19 protein-coding genes and 1 tRNA gene are annotated in these 20,604 nt (G+C 71.8%); 7 read left to right on the top strand and 13 right to left on the bottom strand.

What is annotated here, in order from left to right; genetic code table 11:
- Window positions 1-82: 82 nt before the first annotated feature.
- Window positions 83-1,234, bottom strand: coding sequence for a hypothetical protein (locus tag ACFT2C_RS23630; RefSeq protein WP_377209525.1), 1,152 nt, complete (start codon window positions 1,232-1,234; stop codon window positions 83-85).
- A gap of 168 nt (window positions 1,235-1,402) precedes the next feature.
- Here ACFT2C_RS23630 and ACFT2C_RS23625 point away from each other — a divergent pair, with 168 nt between their 5' ends.
- Window positions 1,403-2,506: an acyltransferase family protein gene (locus tag ACFT2C_RS23625; RefSeq protein WP_377209524.1), complete on the top strand. Its 1,104-nt coding sequence runs from the start codon at window positions 1,403-1,405 to the stop codon at window positions 2,504-2,506.
- A gap of 4 nt (window positions 2,507-2,510) precedes the next feature.
- On the opposite strand, the gene ACFT2C_RS23620 is transcribed toward ACFT2C_RS23625, so the two are convergent.
- Window positions 2,511-3,590 (bottom strand): MerR family transcriptional regulator, encoded by a 1,080-nt coding sequence (locus ACFT2C_RS23620; protein WP_377209523.1) that lies wholly within the window; start codon window positions 3,588-3,590, stop codon window positions 2,511-2,513.
- A gap of 4 nt (window positions 3,591-3,594) precedes the next feature.
- Window positions 3,595-4,878: an MFS transporter gene (locus ACFT2C_RS23615; protein WP_377209522.1), complete on the bottom strand. Its 1,284-nt coding sequence runs from the start codon at window positions 4,876-4,878 to the stop codon at window positions 3,595-3,597.
- 241 nt (window positions 4,879-5,119) lie between these two features.
- Between ACFT2C_RS23615 and ACFT2C_RS23610 the strand changes: the two genes are divergently transcribed.
- Window positions 5,120-6,778 (top strand): Coagulation factor 5/8 type domain-containing protein, encoded by a 1,659-nt coding sequence (locus tag ACFT2C_RS23610; RefSeq protein WP_377209521.1) that lies wholly within the window; start codon window positions 5,120-5,122, stop codon window positions 6,776-6,778.
- A 61-nt stretch (window positions 6,779-6,839) separates the two neighbouring features.
- Here ACFT2C_RS23610 and pth read toward each other — a convergent pair whose 3' ends face one another.
- From pth to ACFT2C_RS23580, 6 genes are all read right to left on the bottom strand, one after another.
- Complete coding sequence (pth, locus tag ACFT2C_RS23605) at window positions 6,840-7,445, bottom strand: aminoacyl-tRNA hydrolase (protein WP_377209520.1); 606 nt, start codon at window positions 7,443-7,445, stop codon at window positions 6,840-6,842.
- A 108-nt stretch (window positions 7,446-7,553) separates the two neighbouring features.
- Window positions 7,554-8,159 (bottom strand): 50S ribosomal protein L25/general stress protein Ctc, encoded by a 606-nt coding sequence (locus ACFT2C_RS23600; RefSeq protein ID WP_377209519.1) that lies wholly within the window; start codon window positions 8,157-8,159, stop codon window positions 7,554-7,556.
- A gap of 220 nt (window positions 8,160-8,379) precedes the next feature.
- Complete coding sequence (locus tag ACFT2C_RS23595; protein ID WP_377209518.1) at window positions 8,380-9,585, bottom strand: glycosyltransferase; 1,206 nt, start codon at window positions 9,583-9,585, stop codon at window positions 8,380-8,382.
- A gap of 89 nt (window positions 9,586-9,674) precedes the next feature.
- A complete protein-coding gene (locus ACFT2C_RS23590; protein WP_377209517.1) occupies window positions 9,675-10,658 on the bottom strand; it encodes a ribose-phosphate diphosphokinase in 984 nt (327 codons plus the stop codon).
- Window positions 10,658-12,241, bottom strand: coding sequence for a bifunctional UDP-N-acetylglucosamine diphosphorylase/glucosamine-1-phosphate N-acetyltransferase GlmU (gene glmU, locus ACFT2C_RS23585; protein ID WP_377209538.1), 1,584 nt, complete (start codon window positions 12,239-12,241; stop codon window positions 10,658-10,660). The genes ACFT2C_RS23590 and glmU overlap by 1 nt, the downstream gene beginning before the upstream one ends.
- A 94-nt stretch (window positions 12,242-12,335) precedes the next feature.
- Window positions 12,336-12,410, bottom strand: a tRNA-Gln gene (locus tag ACFT2C_RS23580).
- A 218-nt stretch (window positions 12,411-12,628) separates the two neighbouring features.
- On the opposite strand from ACFT2C_RS23580, the gene ACFT2C_RS23575 reads away from it, so the two are divergent.
- Complete coding sequence (locus tag ACFT2C_RS23575) at window positions 12,629-13,231, top strand: TetR/AcrR family transcriptional regulator (protein WP_377209516.1); 603 nt, start codon at window positions 12,629-12,631, stop codon at window positions 13,229-13,231.
- A 251-nt stretch (window positions 13,232-13,482) separates the two neighbouring features.
- Here ACFT2C_RS23575 and ACFT2C_RS23570 read toward each other — a convergent pair whose 3' ends face one another.
- The 3 genes from ACFT2C_RS23570 to ACFT2C_RS23560 form a co-directional block, all read right to left on the bottom strand.
- On the bottom strand, window positions 13,483-13,608 hold the full coding sequence (locus ACFT2C_RS23570) for a hypothetical protein (RefSeq protein ID WP_377209515.1): 126 nt from the start codon (window positions 13,606-13,608) through the stop codon (window positions 13,483-13,485).
- 223 nt (window positions 13,609-13,831) lie between these two features.
- Window positions 13,832-15,034, bottom strand: coding sequence for an L-2-hydroxyglutarate oxidase (gene lhgO / locus ACFT2C_RS23565; protein ID WP_377209514.1), 1,203 nt, complete (start codon window positions 15,032-15,034; stop codon window positions 13,832-13,834).
- Window positions 15,031-16,092 (bottom strand): maleylacetate reductase, encoded by a 1,062-nt coding sequence (locus ACFT2C_RS23560; protein ID WP_377209513.1) that lies wholly within the window; start codon window positions 16,090-16,092, stop codon window positions 15,031-15,033. The genes lhgO and ACFT2C_RS23560 overlap by 4 nt, the downstream gene beginning before the upstream one ends.
- 102 nt (window positions 16,093-16,194) lie before the next feature.
- Between ACFT2C_RS23560 and ACFT2C_RS23555 the strand changes: the two genes are divergently transcribed.
- Together ACFT2C_RS23555 and ACFT2C_RS23550 are read left to right on the top strand one after the other, a co-directional pair.
- Window positions 16,195-16,698, top strand: a complete 504-nt coding sequence (locus ACFT2C_RS23555; RefSeq protein WP_377209512.1) for a MarR family winged helix-turn-helix transcriptional regulator — start codon at window positions 16,195-16,197, stop codon at window positions 16,696-16,698.
- A gap of 27 nt (window positions 16,699-16,725) precedes the next feature.
- Window positions 16,726-17,268 (top strand): DapH/DapD/GlmU-related protein, encoded by a 543-nt coding sequence (locus ACFT2C_RS23550; protein ID WP_377209511.1) that lies wholly within the window; start codon window positions 16,726-16,728, stop codon window positions 17,266-17,268.
- A 42-nt stretch (window positions 17,269-17,310) separates the two neighbouring features.
- Here ACFT2C_RS23550 and ACFT2C_RS23545 read toward each other — a convergent pair whose 3' ends face one another.
- Window positions 17,311-17,775, bottom strand: a complete 465-nt coding sequence (locus ACFT2C_RS23545; protein WP_377209510.1) for a hypothetical protein — start codon at window positions 17,773-17,775, stop codon at window positions 17,311-17,313.
- 160 nt (window positions 17,776-17,935) lie between these two features.
- Between ACFT2C_RS23545 and ACFT2C_RS23540 the strand changes: the two genes are divergently transcribed.
- On the top strand, window positions 17,936-19,177 hold the full coding sequence (locus ACFT2C_RS23540; RefSeq protein WP_377209509.1) for a CynX/NimT family MFS transporter: 1,242 nt from the start codon (window positions 17,936-17,938) through the stop codon (window positions 19,175-19,177).
- 56 nt (window positions 19,178-19,233) lie between these two features.
- Window positions 19,234-20,541 (top strand): L-lysine 6-transaminase, encoded by a 1,308-nt coding sequence (gene lat, locus ACFT2C_RS23535; protein ID WP_377209508.1) that lies wholly within the window; start codon window positions 19,234-19,236, stop codon window positions 20,539-20,541.
- Window positions 20,542-20,604: the final 63 nt, after the last annotated feature.

The following is a 20,604-nucleotide window of genomic DNA, read 5'->3' as shown; positions in this document are numbered from 1 at the left end:
ACTCGACGCCGCGCGCGCTGTTCTACAACACGACCACCCCGCCCCCGTCGGACACGCCTGCCCCACCGCTGGTCGCCCCTTTCTACACCCGGGACTCCACCGGCTCGACCACCGAAGCAAGCTCCGTGTCCTGCGTGAACGACGACAGGGTCCACCAGCCGAGGCCGCGCCGCGCGGCGATCTCGCGCACCTCGGCGAAGGTCTCGAAGGAGGCGGCGGACAGGTCGATGGGCGCGGCGCCGCCGGCGACGGCGCCGGTCCAGGCCGCGGCGAGGAACTCCTCGGTGGTCGCCACGAGGTCGTGCGCGCGACGGCGTACGCGCTCGGGCTCGTTGACCACGAGCAGCGCGTCGTCGGGCACGAGCTCCAAGACGGGGACCATGCGGTCCACCAGCACCGGCGCGAGCGACTCCATGCCCTCGACGACGACGCCCGCGGCGAGCCTGTCGAGCATCTCGACCGCGCCCGGCAGCGTCTCCACGAGCTCCGCGGCGCGCGCCCGGACGGCGTCGTCCAGCAGGATCTCGCGGCACGGCGGGGCCCAGAGCCCGCGCTCCGCGATCTCGAGGCTGCGCTGGTCGGCCACGGCGAACCAGCGGATCTCCGTGACCTCGTCGCCCCAGAACTCGCAGCGCAGCGGGTGGTCCTCGGTGGGCGGGAAGATGTCGAGGATGCCGCCGCGCACCGCGAACTCGCCGCGCCGCTCCACCATGTCGACGCGCGTGTACGCCGCGGCGCTGAGCCGCTCGGCGACATCGGTCAGGTCCGCCGTGGCACCGATCTCGAGCTGGACCGGCTCCAGCTCCCCCAGGCCGTCGACGACGGGCTGCAGCAGGGCGCGGACCGGCATCACCAGGAGCCGGATGGCGCCCGCCTGCCCGTGCCCCTCGGCCGGGTGCGCCAGCCGGCGGAACACCGCGAGGCGCTTGGCCACCGTGTCCGCGCGCGGGCTGAGCCGCTCGTGCGGCAGGGTCTCCCAGGCGGGCAGCACGGCGACGTCGTCGGCGCGGTCCTCCGGGAGGTAACCGCGCAGGCTCTCGGCCAGGTCGTCGGCCTCGCGGCCGGTCGCGGTGACCACCACGAGCGGGCGCTGCTCGGCGGCCGCGGCCAGCAGCGGCGGCCGCACGCCCGCGGGGCCCACGACGTCGGCGAAGCCGCGGGCGCGCACGTGTTCCATCGCGGCGGAGGCCCCGGGATCGCGCAGGAGCGTGGGTAGCAGGCCGGTGAGGTTCATGGGATCTGTCCTTCGAAGGCGCACGACGACGGGCCCATCACGGGCATGACCCGGGGTAGGGGTCACGGGTGAGGGGCTGGTCCCAGGCTACTCCGGGCCACCGACACAGCCCGCCCAGCACCCTTTTGTCATACTCGGTGCCGTATTGGGCACGTACGATGACCGGCGATGTTCACCCCACCCGGATCCCCGCGGCACGCCGGCGCGCCGGCCCCGGGGCGCGACGCCGCCGTCGGGCACCGCAACGCCGTCCGCCTCGCCTGGCCCGACGCCGCCCGCGGCCTCGCCATCGGCCTCGTCGTGCTCTACCACGCGACCAACTGGACGTGGTCCACCGGGTACGAGGTGGGCGTGCTGCGCGAGATCAACGAGACGCTGCGCAGCCTGCGCATGCCCCTGTTCTTCACGGTGGCCGGCATGTTCGCCGGAAAATGGATGACGGTGCCGTGGTCCCGGCTCGCCCGCGGCAAGCTCCTGTTCTATGCCTGGGTGTTCGTCCTGTGGGAGCCGATCTCCCTGGTGGTCCGCCTGCTCACCGGCTACTACCAGGTGGCCGACGCCGACTGGGGCACCCTGGCGCACGACCTCGCCTGGTCGGTGCTGGTCCCCCGTTCCGAGCTGTGGTTCATCTGGACGCTCGCGGCGTTCTTCGTGATCGCGCGGGCGCTGCGCGAGGTCCCGGTGCCGGTGCAGCTCGTGGCCGCCGCCTGCGTGAGCGGGTGGGCGCTGGCCGGCTGGGAGCCGGAGAGCATCGCGTGGCGGGGCACCGCGCAGTTCGTGCTGTTCTTCCTGTCCGGTCTTCACCTGCGGCCGCTGCTCGAACGGTTCGCCGAGCGGGTCACCTGGCTCTGGGCGGTGGGCGCCGTCGCCGTGTGGCTCGGGATCCAGATCGCCGTGCGGGAGCTCAACCTCTCCGACGTCCCCGGTCTCTACCTGCTGGCCAACATCGCGGGCGTCCCGGCCGGCGTCGCGGTGAGCCTGCTGGCCTCCCGGATACCCGGCGTCGGATATCTGCCCAGGTCAATAGGGTTGCAGTGGCTAGGGGCGCGGACACTTCCGGTGTTCGTCACGCACACGTCCGTGGTGCTCGCGCTGCTGTCGGTGCTGTGGCGGAACGCCGTCTGGGTCCCCGCGCCGCAGTCGCAGTGGCTGCCGGTCGCGCTCTGGGCGGCGGCGATCGCCGTGGGGCTGGGGCTGGGTGTCCTGGCGCCGCGGATCGGCGCCCGCTGGCTGTTCTCCCCGCCGAGCCGGCTGATGGACTCCAAGCCCTGACGTGTCAGCCGGTCCGGAGGCGGACTGGCATCAGCAGGCTCTTGTCGTCAGGACGGTCCTCGCGAGTTACACCCAGCACGTGGCGGACGGCATCCAGCGCGAGTACCACCGATTCCCCGCCCGTCGCCGCGAGCGCCTCCAGCAGGTATGCACGGTCGAACACCACAGCGCCCGGCACGCTCGGTTGCACGACGTCGACGCCGCGGTCTCCCAGCAGCACCGCCACGACGTCGGGAACACGTCGGTCGGCGGCCGGGAATCCAGCCACAACCCGGCTGACCAGGTCGGATGCCGCAATCCGTACCTCCCGGGTCCAGCTTGCCCGCAGCAGGGCCCGGTAGTCCGGGTACTCGGCGGCGACCGGCTCGGCCCTGACGAGATCCGCCCCGGGACCACCGAACGAGACCCGGTCGGCACGCATCTCGACGGACAGGTCGGCGCATAGCCCCGCGGACGGAGCGTGTGGCTCCGTGCCGTGCGGCTCACGCTCGCCGTCGGGCAGCGACTCCAGGGCCGACACCGGCACGACCACCTGCACCGGCGGCCCGTCGAGGCGCTGTACCGGCACCGAGGCGACAGCAAGCCGGGCGCGGTCGCAGGCCACCAGCCGCAGCACCCCGTCGGAGCAGTCGAGCAGGATGCCGGTGAGCGCGGGCCAGGCAGGATCGGAGCCCACGGCGTAGCGGACGGCGGCGAGCGCCTGGGCGAGGTCCGCGGCAGACACCTCGAAGCGGGTGGCCGGCGGGTCTGCGAGGAGCTCGCGGGCGTCGGCAAGCTGCTGCCGCGCGTCGGCGAACCGGGACTCGAGCGCGCGAAGGTGCCGCTCCAGCACGGTCAGCGCCTCGGCGGGCCGGTGCCGGCTCGCGACCACGTCGGCGATGTCGGCCAGCGGCATCTCGACCTGGCGCAGGCGCGCGATGAGCCGGGCCTGGTCGATCTGCCCGGCCGAGTACCAGCGATAGCCGGTCCCCGGGTCCGTCCACGTGGGACGGAGCACGCCCGCGGCATCGTAGAACCGCAGGGCGCTGACGGGCAGGCCGCTCTCCCGTGCGACCTCCCCGATGCCGCGCAGGTGTTGGTGCATGCGCTCACTGTGCACTCTCGACCGGGTCGAGGGTCAATCGCCGCAGGGCCACCGCACCGGCGGTCGCGCAGCCCAGCAGCCCCAGCGCGCAGACGCCACCCGCGGCCGCTGGTGACGTCGCGCTCGCGAGCGCACCGAGCACCGCGTTGGTGAGCGTCACCGCCAGGACCTGCACGAACCCGACCAGCGCCTGCACACGCGCCAGGTGCGTACGCGGTGCGGAACCGAGCACCACGGGCCCGAGATGCGATGTGAACAGCCCGCTGCCGGCGCCCACGAGACCGGCCGCGGCCACCGTCGCCCATTCCCCGGCCGGCGTCGCCACCCCGGCTGACGTCGTCGCCGCCACCACCAGCCCCACCTGACCCAACGCAGCGACGGCGAGCCCGCCCGACGCCGCCACACCCGGCCGTCGCGCACCGCCGCGCCGTGCGACGACGACCGTGATCACGACGATCCCCACACCCTGCGCGCCGGCGACGACACCTGTCGCCGCCGCGCTCCAACCCGCGTCGCGCGCCAGGAGCGGGAGCACGAGCGACATCGTCGGCAGGAGGAACGCGGCGGCGCCCGCGAGCAGCGTCAGCGCGCTGACCAGGCCGGGAGTGCGGTACACGACGCGGACACCGTCGAGCGCGGCTCGCCACACCGGCACTCCGCGGTCGGACGGCGGCGTCGTATACCGGGGCCGGACGAGCAGCAGCACGACGAGCACGACCAGGAAGGTGCCGGCGTCGAGCAGCGCCACCGAGCCGAGCCCGCCGGCCGCCACCAGGATCCCGGCCAGGGGCGCGCCCAGCAGGAGAACCGTCTGGGCCGCGCCCTGGCGCAAGGCCAGCGCGCGGGTGAGCTGCGCATCGGCGACCAGGCGCCGCGGCATGGACCCGGCCGACGGGCTGTAGAACGCGAACACCACCCCGCGCACCACGCCGGCCGCGAGCAGCAGCCACAGGGGCGTACCCGGGTGCAGGACGGCGAGCGCGAGCCCCAGCGATGCCGCCAGCATCACGGCGTCGCCGGCGATCATCACGCGGCGTGCGCCGAACCGGTCGGCGATGGTCCCGCCCAGCAGGAGCAGCAGCACGGACGGGAGGCTTCCGGCTGCCAGCACCAGGCCCGCTGCCGTGCCACCGTGGTCGGCCGCCACCCAGCCGACGGAGAAGCCGAGCACCACGTCGCCGAGCTGCGAGACGGTGGCGGCCGCGAGCCACGCGAGGTAGGACGCCGGGAGCGGCGAGCCGACGTCCCGGCGAGGCGGCCGGCGTCGGACAGCGTACGAGAGGGTCATGCCGGGAGCCTGCGGTCTCGACCTGCTCGAGGGTCAAGGCTCGAGCGACCGAGGTCGGCACCACCCACATCGGACTTGACCGACATCTACCCTGTGCGTGACCTGTCCTGCTACTGTGTCGCACTCAGTAACGGCAACGACGCCGTCACGACCCGGCGGGTCCCCGGCCTCGCCCCGGCCAGCGGGAGGCACCGTGCAACCTCTGGGACGCATCAGACCGACGGCAGTTCTCGTCACGGTGATGACCGCGGCCTGCCTCAGCGCGACGGCGCTGGTGCCGGCGTCGGCCACGAGCACCGGGCCGCAGCCCGCCGCCCTCACCGGACCGGACGGGACCGAACCAGCCCTGGCCGAACCCACGCTCCCCAGCCCGGAGTCCGAGGTCAACGTCACAGGCACGCCCTTCACCGGCACCCGGCCCGATGGGACCGTGTACGGCCTCATCGACGCGCACACCCACCTCTTCATGCAGGACGGCATGGGCGGCGCCGCCGTCTGCGGCAAGGTCTTCGCGGAGCAGGGGATCGAGACGGCGCTGCGGGACTGCCCGTCGCACGAGCCGAACGGGCTCGGCGCCCTGCTGGAGAACCTGACCCGGGACGGCTCGCCCATCGGCACGCACGACACGACCGGCTGGCCCACCTTCGCCGACTGGCCCGCCCACGACTCCCTCACCCACCAGCAGATGTACTACCGCTGGGTGGAGCGGGCCTGGCGCGGCGGACAACGCGTCCTCGTCAACGACCTCGTCACCAACGGCCTGCTGTGCTCCATCAACCCGGGCACCTACCAGAGCTGCGACGAGATGACGGCGATCCGGCTCCAGGCGCAGGACACCTACGACCTGCAGGCGTTCGTCGACGCGCAGTACGGCGGCCCGGGCCGCGGCTGGTTCCGGGTCGTCACCAGCAGCGAGCAGGCGCGGCAGGTGATCGAGGAGGGCAAGCTCGCCGTCGTGCTCGGCGTCGAGACGTCGGAGCCGTTCGGCTGCAAGCAGACCCTGCGCATCCCGAACTGCTCGCGGGCAGACATCGACGCCGGCCTCGACGAGCTCTACGACCTGGGCGTCCGCTCGATGTACCTGTGCCACAAGTTCGACAACGCGCTGTGCGGCGTCCGCTTCGACGAGGGGAGCATGGGCACGATCATCAATGCGGGCCAGTTCCTCTCCACCGGCACGTGGTGGGACGCGCGCTCCTGCCCCGCGGACCAGCCGCACGACCACAACCCGGGCAACGGCGAGCTCCCGCCCGAGCTGGAGGACGACCTCCCGCCCGTGCTGCCCCTCTACCCGCCGGGGACGCTCTGCAACACCCACGGCCTGAGCGGGCTCGGCGCCTATGCGGTCCGGGGCATGGTCGAGCGGAACATGATGATCGAGATCGACCACATGAGCGCCAAGGCGGCCGGCCAGACTCTCGACATCCTCGAGGAGGTGGACTACCCCGGCGTCCTGTCGACCCATTCCTGGATGGACGAGAGCTACCTCGACCGCCTCTACGGCCTCGGCGGGTTCGCCACGATCTACGGGCACGCCGCCCGCGAGTTCGTCGCCGAGTACGAGCGCACCGCGCCCGTACGCGACAAGTACGGCGCGGGCATCGGGTTCGGTTTCGACATGAACGGTTTCGGCGGCACGCCGCCGCCCCGGGAGGACGCCGCCGCGAACCCCGTCACCTACCCGTTCCGGTCGTTCGACGGGGGGACGTTGCTCGACCGGCAGACCACCGGCCAGCGCACGTGGGACGTCAACGTCGACGGCGTCGCGCACTACGGCCTGGTGCCCGACTACGTCGAGGACCTGCGGCTCGTGGGCGGCCAGCAGCTCATCGACGACCTGGCGCGGGGCCCGGAGAGCTACCTGACGACCTGGGCGGGCGCCGAGGCGGCGGCCGGCTGAGCAGCTCAGGCGGTCGGGCTCGTGGAGAACTGGGACTCGACGAGCTCGACCACCGCGAGCGTCACGCCTTGGCCGTGTGGAACTTGGTCTGGGCGGCGAGCAGGCCCTCGGTGACCAGCAGCTCGACGGCGTCCGCGGCGTCGTCCACCAGGATCGGGAGGTCCTTCTTCTCCGTGCCGGAGAAGTCCTTGAGCACGTAGTCCGCCGTGTCCATGCGGCCCGGCGGGCGGCCGACGCCGACCCGGACCCGGTGGTAGTCCTTGGTCCCGAGCGCCTTGCTGGTGTCGCGCAGCCCGTTGTGGCCGCCCTCGCCCCCGCCGATCTTGAGCTTGATCGTGTCGAAGGGGATGTCGACCTCGTCGTGCACCATGACCACCTGGTCGGCGTCGACGTCGTAGTACTTGGCGAGCGCGCTGACCGGGCCGCCCGACACGTTCATGTACGTGGTCGGCTTCGCGAGGATCACGCGCGGCCCGGGCGCACCGCCGGGCAGGACGCCGAGCCGCGCCTCCGCGACGACTGCCTGCGCGCGCGGGTGCTTGGAGAAGCGCGCGCCAGTGCGCTCGGCGAGCAGGTCCAGCACCATCTGGCCCACGTTGTGCCGGTTGCCGGCGTACTTGGGGCCGGGGTTGCCGAGCCCGACGACGAGCCAGGGCCGGTCACTCATCCACGTGTCCTTAAGGCTTGGTGAGTGGTCGGCAGATTGTCAGGTGATCGGCAGCTGGAGCTACCGATCACGTGACCATCTGCCGACCACTCGGGGTACAGAGCGGGCTCAGCCCTCCGAGGACGCCTCGGCGGGCGACTCGGCGGACGCAGCGGACTCCTCGTCGGCGCTCGCCTCGCCACGCGGCTCGGTGACGAGCACGACGACGGCCTTGGGGTCGGTGAGCAGCGTCGAGCCCTCCGGGAGGACGACGTCGCCGGCGTGGATCTGTGAGCCGGACTCGAGACCCTCGATGGAGACCTCGACCGACTCGGGCAGGTGCGTCGCCTCGGCCTCGACCGACAGCGTCTGCTCCTCGACGAGGTGGATGGTGCCGGGGACCGGCTCGCCCACGATGTTCACGGAGATGTCGACGGTGATCTTCTCGCCGGCGCGCACGACCTGCAGGTCGATGTGCTCGATGATGTTGCGGACCGGGTCGCGCTGGACGTCCTTGGCGACGGCCAGCTGGCCCTTGCCGTCCACGTCGATGTTGAGCAGCACGTTGGTCTGGCGCAGCGCCAGCATGGACTCGTGGCCCGGCAGCGTCACGTGCACGGGGTCGCCGCCGTGCCCGTACAGGACGGCGGGAATCTTGTTGTCGCGGCGGATGCGGCGGGCCGCGCCCTTGCCGAACTCGGTACGGGCCTCGGCGGCGAGCTTGATCTCGGCCATGGGAATTCACTCCTGAACGTCTGTGGGTGCAACTCGATGGGGCGGCTGCGTCGGCGCGGGACACGTGACGGGCGCGGAGCGGGCACGTGGGACGGAGTGCTGGAGGGAACTCCACCCAGGGGCCGCCGACGGCCGCCCAGTCGATCACGGACGCCGGCCGAGTGCTGGCGGGATCGAGTCCCGCCGCGGCCGTCAAGCGTCCCTCGCCGAGGCAACCTGACTACTGTACCCGCTCGTCGGCCCGGTCCGCACCGACGGGCGGTGTGACGCCGATCGTCGGCTCCGTGCGGCGCGGCTTGTAGACCACCTGGACGTGGAACACGAACCGCAGCAGGAACGCCACGACGAGCGTGATGGCCTGCACGAGCACCGGCCACATGCCCGTGTGCTCGACCAGCCACCACAGCACGGGCAGACGGATCGCCGCCTCGGTGCCGTTGAACGCGAACGAGTGCGCGAACCTCGACCAGACGCCGCGGCCCTCGTTCCGCAGGTCCCGGAACACGAACCGCTCCTGCAGCCCGAAGTTGATGAGGATCGTCACGACGGCGGCGACCACCGCCGCCTCCACGTAGTGCACGCTCAGCGACGTCAGCGCCCACAGGATGAAGATGTTCAGCACGGCCCCGAAGCCGCCGATGATCGCGAACCGCGACATCCGCCCGAACCGCAGGGCGGCGAGCTGCTCGAGGTAGCGCAGCCCCGTCTTGAAGGTGGCCTTGGAGTGCCCGGCGTACCGCTCGCCGAACACGAACGGCTCCTCCCCCACGGCCAGGGTGTTGCGGGCGAGGAGCTCGAGCAGGATCTTGAAGCCGCGCGGGTGCAGCGCGTCGAGGTCGAGCCGGTCGACGCGGGTGGCGAAGAACCCGGTGAGCGGGTCGGTCACGTTGCGCAGGCGCACCGGGAACATCGACCGGGCCAGCAGCGCCGAGGCGATCGAGACGCCGTGCCGCCACCAGCCGTCCAGGCCGCCCGCGTCGCCGTCGCCGGTGTACCGGGAGGCGACGACGATGTCGAGGCCCGACTCCCGCCCGCGGGTGACCAGCGCGGGCACCAGCTCCGGCGGGTGCTGCAGGTCGCCGTCCATGACGACCGCCCACTCGGTGGTCACGGTCCGCAGCCCGGCCACGACGGCGCCGCTGAGGCCGCCCTCGCGCTTCTCCCGGTGCAGCAGCCGCACCGGGACCGGGGAGGTGGCCGCGATCTCGCGGATCAGCTCGGGGGTGTCGTCGGTGGAGTCGTCGACGAAGAGGATCTCGGCCAGGGCGGGCGCCCCCATGGGTGCGGGTCCGCCCTCGGGTCCGTGCCGGACGCCGGAGTCGCGACCGCCGTCGGGCAGCACCCCGAAGGCGGCGCACAGCCGCTCGGTGAGCGTGGCGACGTTGGGTCCCTCGTTGAACGTCGGGACCACGACGGTGACGGTCACTGACCCTCCCAAATTGATGTCAAAACACGGTCCTCCGTTGACCGTGTCCGAGTCAAGTGCCGAGCATTACGCCGCAGACCGGCCGCAGATCAGGAGTTGCCGTCGAAGAGCGAGGTCACCGAACCGTCGGAGTGGACCTCGTTGATCGCGGACGCGAGCAGCGGCGCGATCGAGAGCACCTTGAGGTTGGGGAACCGACGGCCGTCCTCGATCGGGAGCGTATCGGTCACGACGACCTCACGCGCACCGCACTCGGTGAGCCGCTTCGGGGCCGGCCCGGACAGCACGCCGTGCGTCGCCGCGACCGTCACGGACTTGGCGCCGGCCGCCATGATCACCTTGACGGCCTCGGCGATGGTGCCGCCGGTGTCGATGAGGTCGTCCACCAGCACGCAGTCCCGGCCCTCGACGTCACCCACCACGCGGTTGGCGACGGACTGGTTGGGCCGCGTGACGTCGCGCGTCTTGTGCACGAACGCCAGCGGGCCGCCGCCCAGCTTGGACGCCCAGATCTCGGCGACGCGGATACGTCCGGCGTCGGGCGAGACGACGGTGACGTTGTCGACGTCCACGCGGGTGCGCACGTAGTCCACGAGGATCGGCATCGCCCACAGGTGGTCCACGGGGCCGTCGAAGAACCCCTGGATCTGCGCGGTGTGCAGGTCGACGCTCATCAGGCGGTCCGCGCCCGCCGTCTTGAACAGGTCGGCGATCAGACGGGCCGAGATCGGCTCGCGGCCGCGGCTCTTCTTGTCCTGGCGCGCGTAGCCGAAGAACGGCGCGACGACGGTCACCGAGTGCGCCGAGGCCCGCTTGGCGGCGTCGACCATGAGCAGCTGCTCCATGATCCACTGGTTGACCGGCATCGTGTGCGACTGCAGCAGGAACAGGTCCATGCCGCGCACCGACTCGCTGAAGCGCACGTAGGTCTCGCTGTTGGCGAAGTCGTACGCGGACACGCCGAGAAGGTCGATGCCCAGCTCCTTCGCGACGTTCTTCGCCAGCTCGGGATGTGCCCGTCCCGCTGCGAGGACGAGCGGATGACGGTTCGGGCCGGGAGCAGTGCTGGACATCAGTGGGACTTTCCTTCCTTGTCGGCCCCGGGGACCGGGGCCTGGTCGGCCTCGGCCTGGGCGGCCGCGGCCTGCGGGGCCACGGGGGCCCCGGCTGCACTCTGTTCGGCGAGCTGGCGCTGCGCCTGGTCACCGAGACCGGAACCGCCGGCACCGCCGCCGGCGGCCGCGGCGGCCGCCGCCGCTGCCGTTCCCGGGCGACGACGGGCGACCCAGCCCTCGATGTTCCGCTGCTGCCCCGCGCTGACGCCGAGGGCGCCCGCAGGCACGTCGCGGCGGATCACGGACCCGGCGGCGGTGTACGCGCCGTCACCCACCGTCACGGGGGCGACGAACATGTTGTCGGCGCCCGTGCGGGCGTGGGAGCCGATCACGGTGCGGTGCTTGTGCACGCCGTCGTAGTTCACGGTCACCGACGCGGCGCCGACGTTGGTGTGCTCGCCGATCGTGGCATCGCCCACGTACGAGAGGTGCGGCACCTTGCTGCCCTCGCCGATCTCGGCGTTCTTGGTCTCGACGAACGTGCCGATCTTGCCCTTGCGGCCGAGGCTCGTGCCGGGGCGCAGGTACGCGAACGGCCCGACCGAAGCGCCCTCGCCGATGACGGCGAGCGAGCCGTGCGTGCGGATCACCGTCGCGCCGACGCCCACCTCGACGTCGGTCAGCGTGGTGTCGGGGCCGATCGTGGCGCCCGTCGACACCACGGTGGCGCCCTTGAGCTGCGTGTTCGGCAGGAGCGTGACGTCGGGGGCGAGCTCGACGTCGACGTCGATCCAGGTGGTGGCCGGGTCCTGCACGGTGACGCCCGCGCGCTGCCACTCCTCGACGATGCGGCGGTTCATCTCGCGGGCGAGGACAGAGAGGGCCACCCGGTCGTTGACGCCCTCGACCAGCATCGGGTCGTCGGCGAGCAGCGCCCGCACGTGCAGCCCCTCGCCACGCGCGAACGCGACGACGTCGGTCAGGTAGACCTCGCCCTGCGCGTTCTTGCTGCTGAGGCCGCCCAGCCCGCGGCGCAGCGTGGCGGCGTCGAACACGTAGACCGAAGAGTTGATCTCGCGGATCTCGAGCTGGTCCGCGCTCGCGTCCTTGTGCTCCACGATCTCGAGCACGTCACCCGTGTCCTTCTCCCGGACGATGCGGCCGTAGCCGGTAGCGTCGGCGACCTCGGTGGTGAGGATCGTGACGGCGTTGCCGTCGGCGTGGTGCGCCGCGAGGAGCTGGCCGAGCGTGGCGCCGTCGAGCAGCGGGACGTCGCCCGCCACGACGACCACCGGCCCGTCGACGCCGTCGCCCAGGACCTCGCCGTCCCGGATGCCGGCGGCGGCTGCCGCGGCCTGCGCCTTCGAGTCGAGCGCCGCGAGGGCGCACTGCACCGCGCGGCCCGTGCCGGGGATGTCGTCCTGGTCCACGAGGACCGCGCCGGGGTCGAGCTGCCCGACGGCCTCCGCGACCAGCTCGCGCTCGTGCCGGACCACCACCGCCACCTGCACCGGCTCCAGCTCACGGGCGGCGGCCAGCGCGTGGCCGACCATCGGCTTGCCGCCGAGCGGATGCAAGACCTTCGGCAACGCCGACTTCATGCGGGTGCCCTGGCCCGCGGCGAGAACGATGACTGCAGCCGGCTGAGGTGTCTCGGTCACGAGTGCTCCGATCGGTGGGTTCGTCAGATCCGGATGGCTCCGCCCCCAGGATTCGAACCTGGACTAAAGGCACCAAAAACCTCTGTGCTGCCGATTACACCAAGGCGGACCGGGCGCGCGGGTGGCTCCGTCGTGACCCGAAGCGGGCGTGTGTCACCGCACGTCCGTGAACAGTCTGCCAGGTCCTCGGGCATGCCCCCGCCCGTACGGGCGAGTCGTCAGCCACACCCGTTCACGAGTCGGACCGGTCCCGGACATGTTCGAAACGGCCGACCGGGCACAATGAACCCCATGGCCGCCGACAACCGACGTACCCACCGACCTCGCATGACGGCCAGTCAGCGGCGTGAGCAGCTGCTCACGGTCAGCCGCGGACTGTTCGCCGAGAAGGGCTTCGAAGGCACGAGCGTGGAGGAGATCGCGGCGCGCGCCGAGGTCTCCAAGCCCGTCGTCTACGAGCACTTCGGCGGCAAGGAGGGCGTCTACGCGGTGGTGGTGGACCGGGAGGTGCAGGCCCTGACCACCGCCCTGACGGGGGCGCTCGGCTCCGGCGGTCATCCCAAGGTCCTGCTGGAGCGGACGGCGCTCGCCCTCCTGTCCTACATCGAGTCGTCGGAGGACGGCTTCCGCATCCTCGTCCGCGACTCCCCCGTCGCGCAGGCGACCGGCACGTTCTCCAGCCTCATCGGCGACGTCGCCACCCAGGTCGAGGCGATCCTGGAGCCCCAGTTCCGGTCGAACGGGCTCGAGACGAAGGCCGCGCCCCTCTACGCGCAGATGCTGGTCGGCATGATCGCGCTCACCGGCCAGTACTGGCTGGACGCGCGCAGCCCCAAGAAGACCGAGGTAGCGGCCCACCTGGTGAACCTGGCGTGGAACGGCCTGCACAACATGGAAAAGAAGCCGGTGCTGACCAAGCTGTCGCGGTGATCTCGTTGTGCTGAGCGCGTCCTTCTGAACCGTGGAGCCGCGACGCACTGACGGCGCGTCAATACAGGCTACCGAAATGCCGGTGATCCGGTGAGATGTCCGAACCAGATTGCCATTCTTGCGCCACAGCAACAATGTGTGCGCGCAACGCAAAAGAACGAACGCCCCCTGCGCATCGCGCAGAGGGCGTTCGTTGAGCTGGGGATGTTTCAAACGCCGCTTCGGCGCTAATCGAGCAGCGTACTACCTGCTCAGAGACCCACCAGGGCGCGGATCTGCGCCAGGGTGATGTCGAGGGAGTCGAGCAGGGTGGAGACGATGTCAACGACGCTCATGATGCTATTCCTTCCGGAAAACGGGAATCGCAGGATGATCACCCTGCGAGCGGAACAGTGTTCGCGTTCCACACATTAAGCACACGACACGGACTCTGCAACGGGAATTGCATATTCCCCTTTAATGCGCGCCCGGTTTCACCCTGTGATATTGGGTCCGGAATTGAACCACGCAGCACCCCAAAGCCGACATATTCCGTCGCATTCGGTGGGCGGGATCTTGGGCTTGCGCGGCGGTCGGTGCGGCAATCAGCGGGGCGTGCGGTCAAGGCCGGCCGAAGGCCCGCTCCACCACGTGCTCGGCGATGGCGAGGCTGGACGTGGCGGCCGGCGACGGGGCGTTGCGGACCACGGTCACGCCGCCCGAGGTGTTGATGCGGAAGTCGTCCAGCAGGCTGCCGTCGAGCTCCACGGCCTGTGCGCGCACGCCGGCCCTGCCGCGGACGACGTCGGCCGCGCCGATGGCGGGCACGTACCGCTGGGCGGCGCGCATGTAGACGCGCTTGGACACCGAGCCCGCCATCTCGCGGATGCCGGTGCGCCAGTGCTGGGCGCCCATGCGCCACGCGCCCGGCCAGGTGAGGATGTCACGCACGTCGCCCGCGCTGGGCAGGGTCCCGCGGTAGCCCTCGCGGCGCAGCGCGAGCACCGCGTTGGGGCCCACCTCCAGCTCGCCCGTCACGCGACGCGTGAAGTGCACGCCAAGGAACGGATACCGCGGGTCCGGCACCGGGTAGACCATGCCGCGCACCAGGTCCTGCTTGGCGGGGACCACGGTCATGTACTCGCCGCGGAACGGGACGATTCGCGGCGACGGCTCGCCGTCCAGGTGGGCGAACCGGTCGGCGTGCAGGCCGGCACACACGACTAGCCGGTCGACGGCGACGGAGCGGCCGCCGTCCGACGAGCCGTACCGCACCTCGATGCGCCCGCCGGCCCGCACGACGTCGGACACCGGCGCGCCCAGCCGCACCTCGCCGCCCGCCGCGACGATGTCAGCGCCCAGCGCGCGGGCCACCGCGACGTAGTCGGTGATCGCGGTGCGCGGCGAGTGCAGGGCGGCGAGCCCGGACGTGTACGGCTCGATCTCCGCGATCTCCGCGCCGTCGACCCGCCGCAGGCCGGGCACCGCGTTCTCGCGGGCAGTCTTCTCGAGCGCGTCGAACAGGCCGCGCTCGGCCTCGTCGACGGCGACCACGAGCTTGCCGCACTCGTCGTACGGCAGGCCGCGCTCGGCGCAGTACTCCTTGAGCAGGTCGCGTCCCCGGGCGCACAGCGTTGCCTTGAGGCTGCCCGGCCGGTAGTAGATCCCCGCGTGGACGACGCCGGAGTTGTGCCCGGTCTGGTGTGCGCCGAGCCGGTCCTCCTTCTCCAGCACGACCACGCGCGTCCCAGGACGGCGGCGGATGACCTCGCGAGCCACTGCCAGCCCCACGATCCCGCCACCGACCACGCCGACAGTGCTCATCGAACGAGCTCCCCTCGCCACGCCGCGAGCAGCAGCTCCTCCACGGCGTCCGCGGTCACGGGCCGGGGGTTGGGGTACGGGTCGGCCGCGACCCGTTCGGCCACCTCGCGCAGCGCGGTGCGGGGCAGGCCGAGCGCGTCGAGCGTCGTCGGGCCCTCGTGCTGGGCCGCCAGGGAGGCGACGGCGAGCGTCGGGTCGCCGTTCGCGACGCGCGCCAGGCGTGCGGCCGCATCGGGCGACGCGACCAGGTTGAACCGCATCACGTGCGGCAGGAGCAGGGCGTGCAGCTCCGCGTGCGGCAGGCCGAAGCTCCCCCCGAGCACGTGCGCGAGCTGGTGGTGCAGGCCCATCTGCGCCTGCGCCAGGCATGCGCCCGCCAGCCACGCGGCCTCCTGCAGCCGCCCGCGCGCGACGACGTCGGACGGGCGGTCCAGCACCACCGGCAGCGCGGCGAGGATGCCGTCGGCGGACTCGACCCCGTACGCCCGGGTCGCCGCGCTCGCCCCGGAGTCCCACAGCGCCTCGACCGCGTGCGCCAGCGCGTTGAGGGCCGAGGTCAGCGTCAGACCGCGGGGCATCGACAGCGTGAGGTCCGGGTCGTAGACGACGGTGCCCGGCGCGAAGGCAGGGTCGCGCCGGGTCGTCTTGACGCCGTCCTCCGTCTCCCCGAGCACCGGGGTCGCCTCCGAGCCGGCATAGGTGGTGGGCACCGCCACCTGCGGCATGCCGGTCCGGATGGCGAGCGCCTTCGACAGCCCGATGGCCGACCCGCCGCCGATCGCGACCAGCGCGTCCGCACGCACCTCGCCGGCCAGGGCGAGCGCCTCCGCCGTCACCTCGACCGGGGTGTGCTGGACCGGGCGGCCGAAGGTCGCGGCATACCGCTCCCCCAGGGCGGTGGCCAGGTCCTGGGCGACCTCGGCCGCCGACGGTGTCGCCACCACCAGCACCCGCTGCGACCCGAGCCGCTCGACCTCGTCCGGCACGACGGCCCGTGCGCCCGGACCCTGCAGCACTCGTCCGGCGTACACCTGGTGCACCCTGATGTCTGTTCCCACGAGGCCTGAGCCTACGGTCGCCGAGTCCGCTCCGACCACGGGGACGCCGGGCGAACCTGCTATCGAGATTCTTGACATCGAGACATCCGGTAGCCTCTCGCCATGGAGCACACAGGTCCCGCCGACGAGGTCGACCGCATCGTCACCGCGTGGCGCCACGTGCGCCCGGACCTCGAGCTCGAACCCCTCACCGTGTTCAGCCGCGTGTCCCGCCTGGCCCGCCACCTCGATCTCGCGCGCCGCACCGCGTTCGCCCGGCACAGCCTCGAGACCTGGGAGTTCGACGTCCTGTCGGCACTGCGGCGCGCCGGCGAGCCGTACCGGCTGTCGCCCGGGACGCTCGTCACGCAGACCCTGGTCACCAGCGGCACGATGACCAACCGGATCGACCGCCTCGAGTCGCGCGGGTTCGTGCAGCGGCACCGCTCCCCCGACGACCGCCGCGGGGTGCTGGTCCAGCTCACCGAGGAGGGCCTGGCACGGGTCGACGCCGCGATGAGCGACCTGCTCGACATCGAGGCCAAGGTGCTCACCGCCCTGTCCCCCGCGGAGCGTCCGCAGCTCGCGGCGCTGCTGCGCACGGTGACGGCCCAGTTCGACGATTAGCGCGCGCTGATGTAGCAGGATCGTCGGATGCCTCACGACCACCTCATGCGCATCCAGAGCCCCGAGTTCCAGGCCATGGCGGAACGAGTCCTGCGCGCCACCGAGCTCACGTCCCGCCTGAACGTCCTGCCCTTCGAGGAAGAGGAGCGCAAGGCCGAGCTGTTCGAGCAGATCCTCGGCAAGCCGCTGCCGGAGCGGGTCACTGTGTACCCGCCGTTCTACACGGACCACGGCCTCAACCTGGACCTCGCGGAGCGGGTGTTCATCAACCAGAACTGCACGTTCCTGGACTACGCCGGCATCCGGCTCGCCGAGCGCGTCATGATCGGGCCCGGGGTCACGTTCATCACCATGAGCCACCCGGTCGATCCGGGGGCGCGGCGTGAATGGCTGAGCGGCGGGCCCATCGACCTGGCCGAGAACGTGTGGATCGGCGCCGGCGCCACGATCCTTCCCGGCGTCAGCATCGGCCGTGACGCCGTGGTCGCCGCCGGCGCGGTCGTGGCCGACGACGTCCCGCCGGCGACCCTGGTGACCGGCGGCAAGGCGACGGTGCACCGGCAGTGGTGACGGGCTGAACGGGCCGGCCCGGGCCGGGCGGCGCGGACAGGGTCAGCGGTTCCGGCTCACCATGACCTTCTCGCGGCCGACCTGGTCGGGCAGGAAGAACAGGTCGTCGGCATCGGCGACGTACAGCGGCAGCTCGCCCAGCTTCGCCGGCATGCCGTCCGCGTCGGTGACGGTCAGCTCGACGTGGTCCGCCGAGCTCTTCGAGTCGTACTTCCAGGTGCCCTCGATCTCGGCGGGGGCGTCGCCGTCCGCGTCCTTGGCCACGCCGTCGCCCCTGGCGCCGTGGGCGCCCTGGGTCGCGTTGTCGAGCACCTCGTGCGGGACCCCGACTGCCGTGAACGTGCGGTCCTCGCCGAGCGCGACGACCGTCGCCGCGCCGTCGCCCACGTAGGAGCCCACGAACTCGGGCTCGGTGTAGTCGAGCTTTCCGAAGTCGAAGCCGCACCCCGACAGCATCAGTACGCCGACGAGCGCTCCCACGCCTCGGAAGACCTGCCGCTGGTTCATTCGACACCCCAGTTGTTCCGGACCTGCTGACCGGTCGCCCAATCTAGCCGGAAAGCCGCATTCCCTCCCTGGGAGCGGAGATGACGATCAGCACACCCTGTGGTGAAGCGATGGACGCCCGACGCAACCAACTGCCCTCGTCCCGCACAATGACGCCATCATGAGCAACATCCGCACAGCGGCGGGCGGCTCCGCGCTGCTCGTCGCGGTACTCGTCTTCGCGCTGAACCTGCGCACCCCCATCACATCCCTCCCGCCGGTGATGGCCGACGTCGCGACCGGGCTAGGCCTGGACCAGAGCCTGACCGGCCTGCTCGTCGGCATCCCGGCGCTCTGCTTCAGCGTGGTGGCGCCCGCGGCGTCGGCCCTGATCGCCCGTGTCGGACCGTACGCGGCGGTCACGGTGGCGCTGGTGGGCGTGATCGCGGGCACGCTCGTCCGGTCTGCCGGCTCCGGCACGGTCGGCGTGGTCGCCGCGTTCACGGGCACCGTCGTGCTGGGCGCCGCGATCACCGTGGGCAACGTCGTGGTGCCGGTCATCATCGCGCGTGACTTCCGGTCCCGGACGGCGCTGGCGACCGGCCTGTACTCGTCGATGATGAACCTCGGGTCCATGTTCGCGACGTCGCTCACCGCACCGTTCGCTGCCCTGCTGGGCTGGCAGGGCGCCGTCGCCTCGTGGTCGCTCGTCGCGGTGGTGGCGCTGGTCGTCTGGCTCGTCGCCACCCGCCGCATGCCACACGCCCAGGGCTCCCGGGTGGCCCCGGTGTCCGACACGCACGAGGACCTCGGGATCCGGGCCGAGCTGCCCGGCGAGACCTGGGGCGGCGTGCTGCGCCGCCCGATCACCTGGGTGCTGACGCTGGCGTTCGCCGGGCAGTCGTTCTCGTACTTCGCGATCACGGGCTGGCTCCCAGAGCTGCTCCGCGACCTGCTGGACGTGTCCGTGACGACGGCGGGCAACGCCGCGGCGCCGTTCCAAGGCCTCGCCATCGCGGGCAGCGTGCTCGTCCCGCTCGCGCTGGCCGCCCGCGTGCCGATGCGCGGCGCCGCGGTGGCGATGGGCCTGCTCTGGGTCTCTCTGCCGGCGGGCCTGCTGCTGGCTCCCCAGTGGTGGCTGGTGTGGGTGAGCCTCGCGGGGATCGCCCAGGGCGGGAACTTCGTGGTGATCTTCACCGTCGTCGCGCAGCGGTGCCGCACCGTGGCCCAGACCCGGCGGACCGTGGCGACAGTCCAGGCGTTCGGCTATGCGGCGGCCGCGACGGCGCCTGCGGTGATCGGCGCGGTGCACGCGGCGTCGGGCGGATGGAACGCGGCGCTCCTGGTGATGCTCGGGTCCACGCTGGCCCTCGGGGCGGCGGAGCTGATCGCCACGCGACGCCCCACCCACCTGCGGCCGTAACAGGAACTTTTCCATAGGCATTGAATCTTGACGGGATCATTGCCTACGTTGCCACCATGACGACACATCTTGAGCCCACCGCAGTGCTCCCCACCCTTCGCGAGCACCTCCTGGTCGACGGGTTCGACCTCGTCCTCGACCTCACCCGGTCGCACGGCTCCACGCTCGTCGACGCACGTGACGGTCGCGAGTGGCTCGACCTGTTCACCTTCTTCGCCTCCTCACCGCTCGGCATGAACCACCCCGCGCTGGCGGACGATCCCGCGTTCCGCGAGGAGCTGGCCACGGCGGCGATCAACAAGCCGTCCAACTCCGACATCTACACGGTCGAGATGGCGCGCTTCGCCGACACCTTCGCGCGCGTGCTCGGCGACCCCGCCCTGCCGCACCTGTTCTTCATCGACGGCGGCGCGCTCGCCGTCGAGAACGCACTCAAGGTCGCGTTCGACTGGAAGTCCCGCTTCAACGAGGCGAACGGCCGCTCCCCCGAGCTCGGCACCCAGATCATGCACCTGGAGCACGCGTTCCACGGCCGTTCGGGGTACACGATGTCGCTGACGAACACGGAGCCGGGCAAGGTGGCCCGGTTCCCCAAGTTCGACTGGCCGCGCATCCCCTCCCCGTACATCGCCGAGGGCAAGGACATGGACGCGGCAGAGGCGGCGGCGCTCGGGGCCGCTCGCGCGGCGTTCGAGGCCAACCCGCACGACATCGCGGCGTTCATCATGGAGCCCATCCAGGGCGAGGGCGGCGACCACCACTTCCGCCCGTCGTTCCTCCAGGGCATGCAGCTGCTGTGCCAGGAGTTCGACGCGCTGTTCGTCATGGACGAGGTCCAGACCGGCGCCGGGATCACCGGGACGACGTGGGCCTACCAGCAGCTCGGCGTCACACCGGACGTCGTCGCGTTCGGCAAGAAGACGCAGGTCTGCGGCATCATGGCCGGCGGCCGCGTCGACGAGATCCCGGACAACGCGTTCGCCGTCTCGTCGCGCATCAACTCCACCTGGGGCGGCAACCTCACCGACATGGTGCGCTCGCGCCGGATCCTCGAGACCTACGAGGCCGAGGGCCTGGTGGACCGGGCCCGCACCATGGGCAAGCGCCTCAAGGACGCGCTCACCGAGCTGGCCACCCGGCACGACGGCGTGACCGACGTCCGCGGGCGGGGGCTCATGTGTGCGATGACCCTGCCGTCCCGTGCGGTCCGCGACCAGGTCCTGGCGGCGCTGACCGAGCGGAGCGTGCTGCTGCTGGGCTGCGGCGAGCGCTCGGTCCGGTTCCGCCCGGCGCTGACCGTCCCGGCCGAGGCCTTGGAGGCCGGCGTCCGAGCCCTGGACGAGGTCCTCACCGAGACCCTCTGACCTGGCGGTGGGACCGCGAAGTAGAGCGCTTGTCCGAGTCTCCCGGGCGGTACCCGGGAGACT

This window comes from Promicromonospora sp. NPDC057138 (assembly GCF_042670845.1).
GTDB lineage: Bacteria > Actinomycetota > Actinomycetes > Actinomycetales > Cellulomonadaceae > Promicromonospora.
The sequence above is the reverse complement of the archived record's forward strand: the minus strand, read 5'-3'. Positions and strand labels throughout refer to the sequence as shown.